Raw genomic sequence first — 16,972 nt, 5'->3', positions numbered from 1 at the left:
TATCGCACCCGTGCGTGAGCCCGGGTGCGACCACTATCAACCTACGCGATAGTTTGGAGCTTCCTTGGTGATCTGCACGTCGTGGACGTGGGATTCAGCCATGCCGGCGCCCGTGATGCGCACGAACTCGGGTTTGGTACGCATTTGCTCGATGTCGGCACAGCCGGTGTAACCCATCGAGGAACGCAGACCGCCCATCAGTTGGTGCACGATTGCAGTCAGCGAGCCTTTGTATGCCACGCGACCTTCGATGCCTTCCGGCACCAGCTTCTCGGCACCCGCAGAGGAGTCCTGGAAGTAGCGGTCGGAGGAACCCTGGGATTGCGACATCGCACCCAGCGAACCCATGCCGCGGTAGGCCTTGTACGAACGGCCCTGGTACAACTCGATCTCGCCCGGTGCTTCTTCGGTACCGGCAAACATCGAACCCATCATCACGCAGGACGCACCGGCAACGATGGCCTTGGACAGGTCACCCGAGAAACGGATGCCGCCGTCGGCGATCAACGGTACGCCAGTGCCTTCCAGGGCCGCGGCAACATTGGCAATCGCGCTGATTTGCGGAACGCCAACACCGGCAACGATACGGGTGGTGCAGATCGAGCCTGGGCCGATACCGACTTTAACCGCGTCAGCGCCAGCTTCAGCCAGGGCCAGGGCAGCAGCGCCGGTGGCGATGTTGCCGCCGATCACCTGAACGTCAGGGAAGTTCTGCTTGACCCAACGAACGCGGTCGATCACGCCTTTGGAGTGACCGTGAGCGGTATCGACAACAACCACGTCAACGCCAGCAGCCACGAGGGCAGCCACGCGATCGGCAGTGTCCTTGCCAGTGCCTACCGCAGCGCCAACGCGCAGACGACCTTGATCGTCCTTGCTGGCCAGCGGGTAAGCCTTGGCTTTTTCGATGTCGTTAACGGTCATCATGCCTTTGAGGGCAAATTTGTCGTCGACGATCAGGACGCGCTCGATGCGGTGCTTGTGCAGCAATTCGCGGGCTTCTTCCTTGTCAGCGCCTTCCTTGACCGTGACCAAACGCTCTTTAGGCGTCATCACGTCACGAACGGTAGCTTCCAGACGGTTTTCGAAGCGCACGTCACGGGACGTCACGATGCCGACCAGGTCGCCATTGTGCAGTACAGGAACGCCGGAAATGTTGTGCTGGTGGGTCAGTTCAAGCAGTTCACGTACCGTGGCATCAGCCTCGATAGTGATGGGCTCTTTGACCACACCGGCTTCAAAACGCTTGACCTTGCGAACTTCGTGAGCTTGCTGCTCGATGGTCATGTTCTTGTGGATGATGCCGATACCGCCTTCCTGAGCCATGGCGATTGCCAGACGGGCTTCAGTCACGGTGTCCATTGCGGCGGAAACCAGCGGAATATTCAGTTCAATGCCACGGGTCAAACGAGTCTTTAGACTGACTTCGTTCGGGAGAACCTCGGAATAACCGGGGACGAGAAGGATGTCATCGAATGTGAGTGCTTCTTGGCTGATACGCAGCATCGCTGGGGCTCCCGAGCGGGAAAATGGAAGCGCGCCATTGTACTCAAAACACCTGCGTCTCTCAACGTAAACCTTTAGAGAGTTTTGCGCTAAGGGCCAATGAATAGCTGACTTTGAAGGCAGAAATCGAACCGTAGCAGCTGCCGAAGGCTGCGTCCGGCGGCGTAGCCGTCGTAAATTCAGATCACACGGTTTTTCAGCTGAACCGCGTGTTCTGAGTTTACGATCGCTTCGCAATCGAACGCAGCCTCGTTCCTTCGGCAGCTGCTACGGGATCTGCGTGTTACAACTCGACCTGCACCCACGCCACCGGCTGATCAAGCCAGTCGGCGAACTCGTCGAGGAAGCTCTGCTTAAAGCCCGCCTCGGCCCAGTTATTGAAAATGAAGCCCAGGTTAGAAAACCCGCAGGGCTGCAAAAACAAAAAACCGTTGATGTCGTCTTCATGGGAGCACAGCGGGCAGATGAAGTTGTCGGTGCGCCCCGGCATCCAGTCTTCCAGGCTGTCGAACAGCGCCTCCCCCACTTCCTTGCGGCACTCGGCGCAGCCGGCTTCTTCAAGAAAGCCCTTGGACGGAGTGTAGATGCAGCGCTTGGTGATGATCTCCAGACCATTGACCGGCTGACCAAATGGCAGCGCCTCAGGGTGCAGCACCACTTCCCGGGCTCCCGGTGCGATGGCATACGCCATACCGTTGCCCGTGCGGCCACAGGTGGTCAGTTGTTCTTCAATGATGTTCTTGCGCACCAGCCAGCGCACGATGGCCCTGGCACGCGGCTCATGAACCGGCAAGGTGGAGATTTTAGGAACGATGATGCTTTGCGAGTTCATGGATACGGCACGTGTACGTGGGATAAGGGCAACACACTGAAACTGTGGGAGCGGGCTTGCTCGCGATCTGGCTGCCGCACCGCAGTGCCTGCATCGCGAGCAAGCCCGCTCCCACAGAGTTGGATCAGGCGCGCAGCTTAAAGCCTCTCACCGCGAGGTCAAGCACTCAGGTAACGCGCTATCAGCGCAATCCCGCTCGCCAGCACCAGCCAGGTCACCAGGCGCACAAAGGCCTCGCGGGACAATTTGCGGGTCAGACGACGGCCTGTCCACAGCCCCAGCGCCATCGCCGGTAACAGACAGACGGCGAGCAACAGCAGTGCACCATCGGCATACACACCCGCAATCACGAACAAACTCAAGCGCACCACGGTACTGCAACTGATCAACGCACTTTGGGTGGCCCGCGCCGCGTCTTTGGGCAAGCGTGCATTCAGATACAGCGCATACAAAAAACCACCGCTGCCGAACAATGCGCCAAATAGCCCGCCCGTGACGCCGGTCGGGATCGCCCAGACGGGTGCAACTTCGGTCGGTCGCACCTTCACCGCCAGGCTGTACACCGCATAGGCACTGATGAAGATACCCATCAGCAGCAATAACAGGTCGGACTTGAGGTTGAGCAAGAACACAACGCCAATCACACACCCCATGGCCATGCAAGGGAGCAGTCGCAGCAGCTCGGGGCGCGCCACATCCCGGCGCGAGGGCAGCCAGTTACCAAACGCCGCGACAAAATCCAGCAGGACCAGCAGCGGGATGATTTTGGACAAAGGCAGGCACAGAATCAGCAGAGGACCTGCAACCAGTGCGGTACCGAATCCGGCCACGCCAAACACCACATACGCCAGCGCAATGGCCAGCTCCAGCAATACCCACTCGCTACCTGTGAAAGGCAAATCCATTGCTCTGCTTCCCTGTATTTTTGTGCGCGGACTTTAACCGGGCAGGTGCAGACAGAACAATCCGCCCTTATGATGGCCCGCATGATTAAAGACCCCTTTGCAAGACTCAACCTCGACCGAGAAGTCCTGACCGTCAGCCAGCTCAATGGCCGGGCGCGGGTCTTGCTCGAAGACGTGTTCAGCAACATCTGGGTAGAAGGCGAAATCTCCAACCTCGCGCGCCCGGCCTCCGGCCACGTCTACTTCACCCTCAAGGACAGTGGCGCACAAGTGCGCTGTGCGCTGTTTCGCAACAACGCGGCGCGGGTGCGCCAGGCTTTGAAGGACGGTCTGGCGGTCAAGGTACGCGGCAAGGTGTCGTTGTTTGAGGGCCGCGGTGACTATCAGCTGATCCTCGACACCGTAGAGCCCGCGGGTGATGGCGCGCTGCGTCTGGCCTTCGATGCGCTGAAAGAAAAGCTCAGCGCCGAAGGCCTGTTCAGCCCCGAACGCAAGGTCGCCCTGCCCGCTCACCCGCAGCGCATCGGCATTGTCAGCTCGCCCACCGGGGCGGTCATTCGCGACATCATCAGCGTGTTCCGCCGCCGGGCGCCGCACGTCGAACTGACCCTGATCCCCACCGCAGTGCAAGGCCGCGAAGCCACTGCGCAGATTGTGCGGGCATTGAAATTGGCGGATGCCCGAGGCTTCGATGCATTGATCCTGGCCCGGGGCGGTGGTTCGCTGGAAGACTTGTGGTGTTTTAACGAAGAAGCCGTAGCCCGGGCCATCGACGCCTGTGCAACCCCCATCGTCAGCGCTGTAGGCCACGAGACCGATGTGTCCATCGCCGACTTTGTAGCGGACGTACGGGCGCCAACGCCGTCTGCTGCTGCCGAGTTGCTGGCTCCGGACTCGAGCGACCTGCAACATCGAATCGACAGCCTGCACCGGCGCCTGGTGATGCGCATTCGCGACCGCTTGATGCGCGACCGCTTGCGTCTGGAGGGGCTGACGCGTCGCTTGCGCCACCCCGGCGAACGTCTGCGCCAGCAAGCCCAGCGCCTGGATGATCTGGACATGCGTATGCGCCGCGCGTTCGAGCGCAGCCTTAATACCCGCCGTGAGCGTCTGATCCGCCTCGAAACCCGCCTGGCCGCCCAGCATCCGGGTCGTCAACTGGCCATGTTGCGCCAGCGCCTGGACAGTCTGGCCGAACGCTTGCCAAGGGCCATGCGCGAAGGTCTGAAAGGTCGTCGTCTGCAACTGCAGAGCCACATGCAGACCCTGCACGTGGTCAGCCCGCTGGCGACCCTGGGGCGTGGCTACAGCATCTTGCTGGATGAGCGCGGCAACGCCGTTCGCAGCGCCGGGCAAACCCATAACGGTCAGCGTTTGAAGGCCAAGTTGGGCGAAGGCGAGCTGCAAGTCCGGGTCGAGGACAATCACCTCACGCCCGTCACCCTTTCTTTACTGGATTAACTGATGTCACGTTTTTTTTCTGCCGCCCTGTTGCTGTGCCTGACCTTCAACGCACACGCCGCTGACAGTTACATCACCCGTTTATTGAATAAACCGGTGCCGGGCGGCGTTGCCGTGATTGAGTTGGGCACCGGCGCACAAGCCCCCAAGGCAACCTATGAAGGCAAACCGGTGCTGGTGATCAAGGAGCAGGACACCTGGCGGGCGATTGTCGGCATCCCGTTGACGGTAAAACCGGGCACCCAGACCCTCAGCAGTGGCTCGCGCCAACTGACCTTCACGGTGGGCAACAAGAAATACCCCGAGCAGCGCATCACGCTAAAGAATCAGCGTCAGGTCAATCCCAACCCGGCGGATATCAAGCGAATCGACAATGAACTGGCGATTCAGATCAAGGCCTACCGTACTTTCAGCCCCAATACCCCGAGCAATCTGCTGCTGGACAAACCGGTCAACGGGCCGCTGTCCAGCAAGTTTGGCGTGCGCCGCTTTTTCAATGGTGAAGAGCGCAATCCCCATGCGGGCCTCGACTTTGCGGTACCAGCAGGCACACCGATCAAAACCCCGGCCGCTGGCAAAGTGATCCTGATCGGCAACTACTTTTTCAATGGCAATACGGTGTTCGTGGATCACGGCCAAGGCTTCATCAGTATGTTTTGCCATATGTCGAAAATTGACACCAAGGTTGGCCAGCAACTGGCCCGTGGTGATGTGGTCGGCAAGGTCGGCTCGACCGGGCGGGCTACGGGCCCGCACATGCACTGGAACATCAGCTTGAACGATGCCCGGGTCGATCCTGCGATCTTTATCGGCGCTTTTCAGCCCTAACGTAAACGCGGCATCAGCCACCCTTGCCTGCCCTGGCAGATCTGGCGTGGCATGCCGAGACGGCCAAACGAATACGTGTTGGGGCCAAGCTTCAACACCTGATCATAAACGTCCTCCCCCGGCACGCTCATAAATGCCAGCTCCTGATCATCACTGAGCGTGTCCCCCTGTTTGCGCGTGATCTTAGTGATCTTGTTTTTCAGGTAAGGCCCTGCCTGCACATACTTGAAATCCATGAAGCGATAAAAGTTGTGCACCCGGGTTTGATGATTTTTCAAGACGTGCACTTTGCGGCCACTGATCCGTGAGAACCCCAGGTTGTTGCCATAAAAGAACTGGCTGTAGGAACCCAGTGTTCGCTCCACTCTTTGATCACTCGACGTCACCAGCATTTCAAAATCCAGATGGCACTCCCACACCACTCGATCAGCAGAGTAGAACCACGTCGCGACCAGCCAAGGCACCAGGATCAGCGCAATAAACATCATGCCCGGCGCACTGGACTTTGCAGCGGTCATGATTCGGCCCCCTCCACGACAAAATAAGAAATACACCCCGAGACACTGACCTCTATCGGATCCCGGCATAAAAAATATCCATAAACGTCATCTCTTAATGCACCATTCAAATACACATACGCGTAACTCCCCAATGCCGTGAATGCTGGCGGTTTTTCCTTCAGCTTGAGCAGATGGGCATTGATTCGCTCAGGGCTTGCGTTTAACCCCGGTGCAGAGAACAGGTGCAAGCCAGACTCGGCAGGTACCGGCAAATAATTCAATTCGATGGCCGCAGACAAGGGCGTACTCAACTGCATCGATTGCCAGCCAAAGGCCAGGAGCGAGTTGAAGAGCAACAACCCGCCCAGCAACAGCGATTTGCTAGTGCCGAGCTTTTTATTCGCCGGCCCGACAACCTGGTCATCCTGCATGAGCCTTACCGGTTTGATATCGTGCCCGCAGCTCAAGTCATCCCCGGGTGCAGGTTGCGTACAGTCACCCAATTTCTCAATCGACAAGGCATCGCTGACCTTGTAGCCAATGCGCGGTACCGTGACCACGTAATCGCAGTGGCCCACGCTGGATAAACAGCGGCGGATCTGGGCAATGGACTGGTTGACGCTATTGGCACACACCTGCTGCCCGTACCGCTCCCACCCCGCGTGCAACAACTCCTTTTTCGTCACGATGGAGCCCTGGGCCTCAAGCAATGTTGAAAAACAACGACTGGCTGCCGCCCCCAACACCACGGACTGAACAACGTCCCCCGGCCCAGACACTTCATACAACTCATCATCAAATAACATTACGCCAGCTATCAAGTAACGGGCCATGGTATTACATGCCTTATAAAATGAGTGGGCGGAGTGTAATATTCCGCCATTTAAAATGCCGAACTATATATCACTCTACATCATTCATTTAGCACAGCGAACGATCACGCCCCCTTTCACCACATGAGTAAACATAAACACCCTATTGATGAATGAACACACCCCACAAACAATGACACGACACCGGTCAGTCGAGCGTTTTAATTAAAGACACACGTAGGAAACTTCAAGAATTCGCCTTAAACAACACACTTCACTTAATACACTGTCCGCCGTGCAATCCATCGCCCTCGAATACCCCTTATCAAGTACTGATATCAAAGACAATGGTGACCACGCCACTGTAAGTACTGCCCGGATTTTCAACCATGAGCGCCGTGACCTCAGGCTTTATTGCATAGTTCATGCTTGCGCCGCGAGAGACTTGGGCCCCGTCAATGTCAAAACTCACCGCATTGTGGATGCCCTGCGCCAAGGGCACTTTAATCGCCGCACGCCGGCCTGGACTTAACGTGATACCGGCCGCAAAGCTCACCGTTGTATCCACTGCCACCTGGGCATTTTGCGTGGCCGACTCGGCGTGTAGACCGCAGTCCGTACCGACCGAGTATTGGCAGTCCAGGTACATTTTGAAGTGGCTTGACGCCGATATTTTAAAGTTCTGAAACGCACTCAAGGCGGGTGGTTTGCGCCCCGAGTTGAGCCAGCCTTGCCAACCTTCTCTGGGCTGCAATACCGCGCGATGGGAGCCCGGTGGAAATTCCACGCTCAGCGCACCGTTCACTACAAAACTGAAATCAAGGGTGATCTGGCTGTCTGAAGGCAGCATCAGTTGGCCAAAGTCGAAATCCTGCCCCGGCCCCACGCTGTACAGAGTACTGGCCGTATAGTTGCCAGGCTCCATGTCCAGCGGGTTAGGCATTGCGAATTCGAAGGCGGTTTCAACCCTGTTATAAATAAAAGGCCCTGGTATATCGAACAGCGCTTTTTTCGTGCAGGTATCACTGGTGCGGTACTGCCAAAAAAACTCATGCACCTTGGGGACCAAATACCACAGCCGGGATGAAAAACACGGCGCAACTGACTCATGCCACGTGCCCCCTTGCCAGAGCAACCCATGCCCATAGTTGGGTACCGTTGGACCTCCCGGCGACAGTTCATAGGCTGGCTGGATTAAAACGTACCGAGCCCCTACCGCCGCCGCCCGAACTTTTAATTCGGCTTGAGATCCCGTTTCATTATTGACCAGCATCACGCTGCGCCAAGCCCGGGGGATCTTGAAGTACGCGCCTTGCCTTGGGTCATTGGCGTTGGCAGTTACGTCTATACCCATGGCCGACTCAAAAACAACCGGCAATTGAAGCCCCAGCGCCCCATTACAGTACATCGACAAAGAGCATTTGCCTTCGCCAGGGGTCAACAGGACGAAGGTCGTGCTCGTTGGATTATTCGGATCCGGGGTATACACCGCCTCAATGGTTTTTTCATAGGCCGACGTCGACAGTGCATAACACATCACTAGCAATGCCAACCCATGACGCATGACAACATGAGGGTTAACTATAAATAACTTCCGCATTTTGATTACTCAATTAAAAATAATAAATGACACCCCCTGGTGCGCCCGATATTCAGCGCCATTTAACAGGGCACCCCCCTTCACGTTATTGACATTCTCAAGTCCCTTTGGCAACGCGCACTGATGTTGGATTGCAGACGATATCGGCCACCAACAGCACATTGTTTTCACGCTTATGTTTAGCCGGATCCAGAAGCACACTGCAGGCGGGCTGCCCACGATGATGTATTTCGAGGCTGGGTGACGATTCGCTCATTTCCAGAACAAAGAACCCGTCAGCCTCTGATACACCACTGCTGGCATGATTTTGAATATGTGCGCCCGCCATGGGACGCCCCTGGGGATCGACAATACGCCCCAATATAGACAGGGTTTTGAGCACGCGAACCTTCTGGTACGCCACTGCGCCTTTATTAAGGTGGTAGCGCGTCTGTGGCGGTTGTATCGAGGCGGCGTGGGCATCACTGCCACTAAAATCGAAGTGCACCGTGCCGCTTTCATATGCCCCCACCGGGATTATATTTCTGCCGGGCTTAAGCGCTGAGCCATAACTGCCGCCCATGTCGTCGGCGCGCAATACCAGGTTGTCGATGTCCGAATCCAGGTCGACGATCATTGCTCCGTCGCCCCCATAGAAACTGCCGCTGGCTGCCACAGCCCCTGCGCCGACGGCCACGGTACTGCTGAGGTTCAAGCCACCGCTGACCTCTCCGTTATAGGACGAGCGCTGCGCATAGGCGTCGCCGTTAAGCATTCGGGTTTCAAATTGGGTCGCACCGCTCAGGCCCGCGCCGTAACTGTCGGCCGTTAGACTGGTGGAATAGCTTTTGAAAAAATCGCCGTCCAGCACCTTGTTGTAGCCCAAAGAGCCGTTGAGCTCGCGCTCCCCATCACGGGAGGTGCGGCTGCCGATACTGGCCGACAGACTGCCACCCGGCTTGCCCAGCGCCAGGTTGATGCTCAAGTCGACCCCGCGATTACGCTGACTCCCATTGCTGATGCTCGCAGGGCGATCAAACAGCGACACCTGCCAGTTCACATCGCTGCCAAACAGCGTACTGCGACGCAGCCAGCTCAGATCAACGCCTGTGCCGTTGGTATTGCCGCGACTGTGGCTGACACGGCCGGTCAGGCTGCTGGTCATGCTCAAGCGCTGGGTAACCGACAACGCCGTGTTTTGCGTACGGCCGTTGTAGCGGTTTTTGGGGCGAATCGCGACGGTGTCCAGGTAGTCGATGTCATTGCGGGTATCAAGCCAGGAGCGCGAGTGGGAAAACATCGCGCTGCCGCTTTGATACTGATAACGGGCCTGAACGTCCATTCCTGTACCGTAGTCAGACGTTTGATAGACGTTGCTATAGAGACTGATCTTGTCTGACAGGCTCCAGTCGATTGAACTGCCGTATTGCATTTTTTGCGCAACACGTTGAGCGTCAGCCCCCAGAATGACGCGGGGATGCACCAGGTAATTGAGTAAAACCCCGTAGGTCAAACCCTGATCATATTGAACGTCATCGCCCCAGTTATTGAACAGTTGACGTCGCTTGCCGCCAAACACGCTGTAGCGCCAGGGTTGATCGGCATTGCGCCAGTTATTGGGCTTGTAGATCACCTCTTCGGTGGTGGAAGTGACTTGGCCATCCTCGATCAAACGCACCTGCACCGGGTAAATGCCCCCGGGCAAACGCCGGGTGTCCAGGGTCTGCAAACCACTGGCAACGGCCTGGCTGTAAATCAGGACGCCGTCGCGATACACATCGACCAGGCCCTGACGGCTAGGCGTGACATACACGGGATAGGTACTGGGGCTTGTACTGTTGACGGCCAGGCTGTCGCTGGTTCCGTACATGACACCGAGGGTGGTGTCAGGGCTGGCGCCAAAGTTGCGGGGTCGTCGATACACCCCGAGCGCATCCGGGGTGAAATACCCCACTCGCAGAAAGTTGCCCGCAAACTCGCGCTGGCCGTAGAGCTGGTTAAGAGAGTGATAGGTGGGCGAGTCGGGTTCGCCAGTGCGCGCCAGCTCGGCCGAGGCCACCTGTGTCCAGTTACCGAGGCTGCTGCTGGCCTGGACGTTATAACGCGCCGCCGTGCTGGCTTCGGAGCCACCACCACGGGCGATGTTCAATTGATTTTGCACAATCAGACCGGTACTGCCGCCCTCGGGCAGGCTGTTGTACTGAGCAGAAGCGCCTTGATACTCAGCGTCATCAGTCAAAATCGAAAGCTGTGAGTCTTGCAGGTTGTAATGCAAGGCCACCAGGCCGTTTGCACAACTACTCGTGCAGCTACCCAGCGCCACAGGCCTGGCCAACTGCTCCAGCCATTGGGCACGCTGCGCCTCAGGCAATGCGCTTTGCTGTGTATCGGTAAAGCTCAATAATCGAATGGTTTCATCACGACCGAGGACCACTAGGGCATCGCCCAGTAACTGAGTGTTTACATCAATACGCACGGCCAGCGGCACATCAAAGAAGTGCTCCTGAAAACCATCAGGTAAAGCCTCTGCCTGACTTAATACACCCAACTTGGACGGTGGATTAACGTCAGCGTTAACGCCCGCCGATACAATGATCGACCAGCACACAATCAGGGCACGACCCATTACAGAGTTCAATAGTTATTATCCAGACGAACTGACATCGTTTATGTAAAACCTATAAAGCTCCACTTTCCGGGCGGCCGAGAACATCGATCGAAGTTCGACCGCCAGGAAAGAGAGCCTTACCACTCAGGCATTACTAAAGACGGCTTAACGCGTGACAGGCGCAACGGCATCGAAGGTCATGTTGACGATGCCGCTGTATTCACCCGGTACAAAATCACCGCCGGCCATGCCTGTATCGACGGCGGCAATCGTCAGGTCCACTCGTTTACCGGCAGCAGCTTCTGTGGCGTTGATAAACTCTTGGCTATCGCCAGTGCCCAGCTCCAAGTCATTAAATTTAACGACAAGCGGAATCATTTGAGCGCCACTGGACAGAAAAGGGCCGCCTGCATCGGTAAGGCGTGCGGCAATGGCACCCGAGCTGTTCTTGACGTCAAAGGCTTTGCGCAGGGTGCTCAACTTGCCACGCCCCGCCAGAGCACTAGGCGTCCACTCCATCCGTTGAGCCACACCGATCCAGCCGGTCTCTGCGGGTACAACAAAAAACGAGGTCGATGGAATAGTGGCGATCAATTGAACTTGTACTTCGACGGGGTCAGCCGCAGAGACCTGCGCAGCGCCCAGGGTGGTCAACAAGGCAAGGGCCAGTGGGCTAACAGTAGCCATGAAAGTGCGTTGCATTGGTATATCCTTCTTCAGGTTTATAGTCAGGGGGGGTGATACATCATTGAGGTGCAATTAACAGTCAAGCGCGGGTAAACGAGACCTTGCGCTCAGCCTTGCCTTCTTGAAGCACAAAGCTATGAAGTTTGTTTTGTTCTTTGGTAAACGTGTGGGTTTTGCCGGGCAATACATAGTGTTGACCAATCGTTGAACACTCGGATGTTTTATCGACATGGCAACTTTTAACAAAGTCCAGGGCAATCACACTGTTGCCTGCGTTATGGACGCTGTACGTGTCTTTTTCATCTTTAAGTTTCGTATCAAACTTCACGGTGTCCGGCCTGACAAACATGAGCGTGCCGAACCCCGTCAACAGGGTGACTTGCGCGGCCAGGTCTTTGCTGTAGGTCTGCTGGTCATCGGCACTCTGGTCAAACGTGTCGGCACTGGACGGCAGCACGGGGATAAAGCGAACCCGGTAATACCGCTCATGGTCACGACCGCCCATAAACAACAGACGGGTCGATTGCATGCCATTGGCTGGAATAATCATTCGGGCGGGGCTTGCCAGCAGCGTGTTCTGCTCGGCCAGCGGTGCATCAGAGAGCGTTTTTGGCGGTTGCTCGACAGGCTGGCCCTGGGCGTCGTAGATGATTTCCTGAACCACCACCTTCACGAATGCGGTGCTGGTTCCGGAGTTGTAAATACGCTTGAGGACGGCGCTTTTTCCTTCATCCAGAAAGCCGAACATCGGCCCCGGATTGATGGCTGGCGAGGCGACTGCTGGCGCAGTCAAACCCAAACCGCACCCCATCATCAACAAGAGATAGCTATAAATTCGCATCGTAATACTCGGCTGCTGATCACTGATTTCTACAGAGCCTGTGAAGCTGCTGTGGAAGTGGGATCAAGTATTACGGCGATTGCAGTGATGAAGCGAAAACCCTCATCAATGCTCATGCCTGAGCACCGAAACTCAAGGCTTTTCATGGGTTTTCACGGTTTGTGAGACTGGGTGGTCACAACTTTTCGGCGCTAAATCATAGAGCTGTCTGCAGGCAGACTTCCCGGGTTCAATTCGTACTGACCTGGATTGCCTGTACCCAACAGCACACGATGTGTGCCGAACCCTCAAGCAGCGCAATAAACACGACAACCGAAGACATAAAACGCTATAAAAACTCGGATTACCGTCAGAATCGAGCAGTTATCTCAATATTTTTTGCCTGCTTGCCATCCTTCTCACCAATGGTTAGGGTTGAGGTCATGAACACATCACATACCCTCATTCTGCTTCGCCAACATCGCAGCCTTTGCCTCGTCAGTGCACGACTGCAAAGCTAATTGCGGTGCCTCGCCCTCTGCTTTGTATTTTTCCGGCTGGCCGCATCTGAATAGTCGGCTCGCCTATTAAGGATTGCCTGATGACCATGCTCAAAAACCCGTCTTCCAAATACCGCGCTTTCCCGGTCATTGATTTGCCTGACCGTACCTGGCCTTCGAAAACCATCACCAGCGCGCCTATCTGGTGCAGTTCCGATTTGCGCGACGGCAACCAGTCGCTGATCGAGCCGATGGATGCGACGAAGAAGCTGCGTTTCTGGAAGACCCTGGTCAGCGTTGGCGTTAAAGAAATCGAGGCGTCGTTCCCGGCTGCGTCCCAGACCGACTTCGACTTCGTGCGCACCCTGATCGAAGACGGCCACATCCCGGATGACACCACCATTCAGGTGCTGACCCAAGGCCGAGAAGATTTGATTGCACGCACCTTTGAGTCGCTGCGCGGAGCGAAAAAAGCCATCGTTCACCTGTACAACGCAACCTGCCCTGCTTTCCGGCGCATCGTGTTCAATCAGGACAAGGACGGCATCAAGGAAATCGCGGTCAGCGCCGCCAAGCTGTTCGTCAAATATGCCGCTCAGCAACCCGAAACCCATTGGACATTCGAGTACTCGCCAGAGACGTTCAGCGCCACTGAGCTGGAGTTCGCCAAGGAAGTCTGTGACGCGGTGATCGAGGTCTGGAACCCGACGCCTGAGCACAAGATGATCCTCAACTTGCCTGCCACTGTTGAGTGCGCGACTCCGAACATCTACGCCGACCAGATCGAGTGGTTCGGCCGCCATATCAATCGCCGTGACAGCGTGTTGATCAGCCTGCACACCCACAACGACCGTGGCACCGGTGTTGCCGCAACCGAACTGGGCCTGATGGCAGGTGCCGATCGCGTTGAAGGTTGCCTGTTTGGTAACGGTGAGCGTACTGGCAACGTCGATCTGGTGACTGTGGCCTTGAACATGTACACCCAGGGCCTGGATCCACAATTGGACTTCTCTGACATCGACGGCGTGCGCAAAGTGGTCGAAGAGTGCAACCAGATCCCGGTTCACCCTCGTCACCCGTATGTGGGCGACCTGGTCCACACTGCATTCTCCGGCTCGCACCAGGACGCCATCCGTAAAGGTTTCGCGCAACAAAAACCGGATGCCTTGTGGGAAGTCCCGTACTTGCCAATCGACCCGGCTGATATCGGCCGTAGCTACGAAGCCGTGATTCGGGTTAACAGCCAGTCGGGCAAAGGCGGGATTGCTTACCTGCTGGAGCAGGAATACGGCATCAGCTTGCCACGCCGGATGCAGATCGAGTTCAGCCAGGTCGTTCAGCGCGAAACTGATCGCCTGGGTCTGGAAATGACGGCTCAGCAGATCCACAGCTTGCTGCGCACTGAGTACCTTCAAGCCAACACCCCTTACGCGCTGGTCAGCCACCGCTTACAGGAAGAGAACGGTCACAGTGCCGTCGAGGTTGAAGTGTCAGCCAAAGGCGATGGCGAAACCAACCTGCGCTGGAGCGGCAAGGGCAACGGCGCGCTGGAAGCGCTGGTAGCCGGCCTGCCCGTCAACGCCGAAATAATGGACTACAACGAACACGCAATCGGTGCTGGCACCAACGCCAAGGCGGCGGCTTACATTGAGCTGCGAGTCAACGGCGGACGTGCCGTACACGGTGTGGGTATTGATGAAAACATCACTACGGCAAGCTTCAAGGCACTGTTCAGCGCCCTGAACCGCTCGCTGAGCGAAACCGAGGCTAAAGCGGCGTAAGCATCGCCAGAAACACAAAAGCCCCCAAGGCGAGAGCCTTGGGGGCTTTTTTGTGGTGGATATTTCAACCGTGGGAGCGAGCCTGCTCGCGAAGATCATTCGCGAGCAGGCTCGCTCCCACTGCGGGGGTCTTGGGTGGTAGCAGAGTCTCTACAGGTTTTAATGCAGCTCGAAGTTATCGGCATCCAGATTGGCCGGGAAGCGCTCGCGGTAAGCCCGCAATTCAGCCGCACTCAGGTTCATGGTGAAAACCCCGTCAGCCTCACCGGCACTGAGCAGCGACTCGCCCTGGAAGTCGAAGACGTGACTGTCACCCGTGTAGACCATTCCTTTACCGTCCGTGCCCACCCGGTTCACCGCTGCGACGTAGCAGAGGTTTTCGATGGCCCGTGCAGGCAATAAACGGTTCCAGTGCAGCCGGCGCGCACCTGGCCAGCTGGCGGTGTACAGCAACAGGTCAGTGTCATGGGGGTCGCAACTCCACACCGGGAAGCGCAGGTCGTAGCAAATCAACGGACGAATGCGCCAGCCTTTAACTTCGAACTGAACCTGACGCTCGCCCGGGGTGAAATGTTCATGCTCACCGGCCATGCGAAACAGGTGGCGTTTGTCATAGTGAAGCACTTCGCCATCGGGCCGAGCCCACAGCAAGCGATTACGGTGACTGCCATCTGCAGCGCGCACAATAACGCTCCCCGTCACCACGGCATCAAGCCTTTTGGCCTGTTTGCGCAGCCATTCGGTACTCGGACCGCCTTCAGGCTCAGCCAGGGTTTTGGAGTCCATGCTGAAGCCGGTGGTAAACATTTCGGGCAGCACCACTAAATCGGCGCCCCGAGCCTGCTCAAGCAGTTCGTCGAAATGATCGAAGTTGGCCTGACGGTCATGCCAGGCCAGCGTGGTTTGCACCAGCGCTACGGTTAAATCGGGTAAACCCTTTAGATCACGCATAGTTTTTCTGCTGCTTCACGCAGCGTCTCCTCGCGTTTTGCAAAACATAGACGAACCAGCCGCTGCCCTTCGGGCGGGGTCTGGTAGAACACCGACACCGGGATAGTCGCCACCCCGTGTTCGCGGGTCAGCCATATGGCCATGTCGACATCATTAAGGTCCGGACGAATAAGGGAGTAATCCACCAACTGGAAGTACGTGCCAGCCACCGGCCTGAAGGTAAAACGCGACGGGCTGAGCAAATCACAAAACAGGTCACGCTTTGCCTGATAAAACCCTGGCAACTCTTCAACGTGCTCGGGGTGAGCCGCCATAAAGTCTGCCAACGCATACTGCAATGGCGTAACACCGCAAAAACTGACGTATTGGTGAACCTTGCGCAACTCAGCCGTCAGGGCCGGCGGCGCGACAACGTAACCGGTTTTCCAGCCCGTCACGTGGTACGTCTTGCCGAAAGAGCTGACAACGAATGCACGATGGTACAACTCAGGATGGGACAAAACACTGACGTGGGGCACGCCATCGAACACCAGGTGTTCATACACTTCATCACTGATGAGGTAGATATCGCGGTCGGCAATGAGCCTGGCCAGCTGGTCCAGTTCGGCGCGACTGATCAGGGCGCCGCTTGGATTGTGCGGGCTGTTCAGGATGATCAGGCGCGTACGCGGGCTCAGGGCCGCCTCAAGCTTTTGCCAGTCTATCGAGAAGTCTTCGAGCCCCAGTTGCACGTGCACGCAGCGGCCCCCAGCCAGCTCAACCGAGGGTTCATAGCTGTCGTAGCACGGGTCAAAGACGATCACTTCATCACCGGCATGAATCACGGCCTGGATCGCGCAGAAAATGGCCTGGGTCGCACCGGGTGTGATGGTCACCTCGGTGTCGGCATTTACCTGGACGCCATAACTGCGGGTGATTTTTGCCGCTACCTGCTCACGCAAGGCAGGCAAACCGGTCATGGGTGAATACTGGTTGTGACCGCTGGCAATGTGCTTGCCAACAGCATCACGCAATGCCTGCGGGCCATCGAAGTCGGGGAACCCCTGAGACAGGTTGAGTGCGCCGGTTTCTGTCGCGAGCTGCGACATGCGCGTGAAAATAGTGGTGCCTACATTCGGCAACTTGCTGGTGATCATGGCCGTTCCCTGTTGAGTTCCCGGCACTGACTACGGCGCAGGACCTACCGAGAATAGCCCAAACGT

At 56.9% G+C, this 16,972-nt stretch carries 14 protein-coding genes; 3 read left to right on the top strand and 11 right to left on the bottom strand.

Annotation, left to right across the window (positions count from 1 at the left end; all coding sequences use genetic code 11):
• Positions 1–36: 36 nt before the first annotated feature.
• From guaB to RGV06_RS19085, 3 genes are all read right to left on the bottom strand, one after another.
• Complete coding sequence (gene guaB, locus RGV06_RS19095) at positions 37–1,506, bottom strand: IMP dehydrogenase (RefSeq protein WP_048351115.1); 1,470 nt, start codon at positions 1,504–1,506, stop codon at positions 37–39.
• 283 nt (positions 1,507–1,789) lie between these two features.
• Entirely contained in the window at positions 1,790–2,338 is a 549-nt protein-coding gene (locus RGV06_RS19090; RefSeq protein WP_019823634.1) for a hypothetical protein, read from the bottom strand.
• 158 nt (positions 2,339–2,496) lie between these two features.
• Complete coding sequence (locus RGV06_RS19085) at positions 2,497–3,243, bottom strand: sulfite exporter TauE/SafE family protein (protein WP_046809949.1); 747 nt, start codon at positions 3,241–3,243, stop codon at positions 2,497–2,499.
• A gap of 81 nt (positions 3,244–3,324) precedes the next feature.
• On the opposite strand from RGV06_RS19085, the gene xseA reads away from it, so the two are divergent.
• Positions 3,325–4,704, top strand: a complete 1,380-nt coding sequence (xseA, locus tag RGV06_RS19080; protein WP_037032027.1) for an exodeoxyribonuclease VII large subunit — start codon at positions 3,325–3,327, stop codon at positions 4,702–4,704.
• Between the two features lie 3 nt (positions 4,705–4,707).
• Entirely contained in the window at positions 4,708–5,532 is an 825-nt protein-coding gene (locus tag RGV06_RS19075) for a peptidoglycan DD-metalloendopeptidase family protein (RefSeq protein WP_019823638.1), read from the top strand.
• Here the strand turns inward: RGV06_RS19075 and RGV06_RS19070 are convergent.
• The 6 genes from RGV06_RS19070 to RGV06_RS19045 form a co-directional block, all read right to left on the bottom strand.
• Positions 5,529–6,050 (bottom strand): hypothetical protein, encoded by a 522-nt coding sequence (locus RGV06_RS19070; RefSeq protein ID WP_046809950.1) that lies wholly within the window; start codon positions 6,048–6,050, stop codon positions 5,529–5,531. The genes RGV06_RS19075 and RGV06_RS19070 overlap by 4 nt on opposite strands.
• A complete protein-coding gene (locus RGV06_RS19065) occupies positions 6,047–6,865 on the bottom strand; it encodes a winged helix-turn-helix domain-containing protein (protein ID WP_019823642.1) in 819 nt (272 codons plus the stop codon). Before RGV06_RS19065 ends, RGV06_RS19070 begins: the two co-directional genes overlap by 4 nt.
• Positions 6,866–7,169: 304 nt before the next feature.
• Positions 7,170–8,120 (bottom strand): hypothetical protein, encoded by a 951-nt coding sequence (locus tag RGV06_RS19060; RefSeq protein ID WP_322150884.1) that lies wholly within the window; start codon positions 8,118–8,120, stop codon positions 7,170–7,172.
• A 421-nt stretch (positions 8,121–8,541) separates the two neighbouring features.
• Entirely contained in the window at positions 8,542–11,049 is a 2,508-nt protein-coding gene (locus RGV06_RS19055) for a TcfC E-set like domain-containing protein (RefSeq protein WP_322150882.1), read from the bottom strand.
• 147 nt (positions 11,050–11,196) lie between these two features.
• A complete protein-coding gene (locus tag RGV06_RS19050) occupies positions 11,197–11,733 on the bottom strand; it encodes a CS1 type fimbrial major subunit (RefSeq protein WP_048351120.1) in 537 nt (178 codons plus the stop codon).
• Positions 11,734–11,797: 64 nt separating this feature from the next.
• Positions 11,798–12,559: a hypothetical protein gene (locus tag RGV06_RS19045; RefSeq protein ID WP_048351121.1), complete on the bottom strand. Its 762-nt coding sequence runs from the start codon at positions 12,557–12,559 to the stop codon at positions 11,798–11,800.
• 580 nt (positions 12,560–13,139) lie between these two features.
• On the opposite strand from RGV06_RS19045, the gene leuA reads away from it, so the two are divergent.
• Positions 13,140–14,819, top strand: a complete 1,680-nt coding sequence (gene leuA / locus RGV06_RS19040) for a 2-isopropylmalate synthase (RefSeq protein ID WP_322150880.1) — start codon at positions 13,140–13,142, stop codon at positions 14,817–14,819.
• Between the two features lie 159 nt (positions 14,820–14,978).
• Here leuA and RGV06_RS19035 read toward each other — a convergent pair whose 3' ends face one another.
• The gene (locus tag RGV06_RS19035; RefSeq protein ID WP_046809954.1) at positions 14,979–15,770 is read right to left on the bottom strand and encodes an amidohydrolase; all 792 of its coding nucleotides are present in this window, start codon (positions 15,768–15,770) and stop codon (positions 14,979–14,981) included.
• Positions 15,758–16,906, bottom strand: coding sequence for a pyridoxal phosphate-dependent aminotransferase (locus tag RGV06_RS19030; protein ID WP_019823653.1), 1,149 nt, complete (start codon positions 16,904–16,906; stop codon positions 15,758–15,760). The genes RGV06_RS19035 and RGV06_RS19030 overlap by 13 nt, the downstream gene beginning before the upstream one ends.
• Positions 16,907–16,972 lie beyond the last annotated feature (66 nt).

The sequence above is a fragment of the Pseudomonas sp. CCI3.1 genome (assembly GCF_034313985.1).
Lineage (GTDB): Bacteria > Pseudomonadota > Gammaproteobacteria > Pseudomonadales > Pseudomonadaceae > Aquipseudomonas > Aquipseudomonas psychrophila.
Note: the sequence above shows the minus strand (reverse complement) of the source record. Positions and strands in the feature narration are given on the sequence as shown.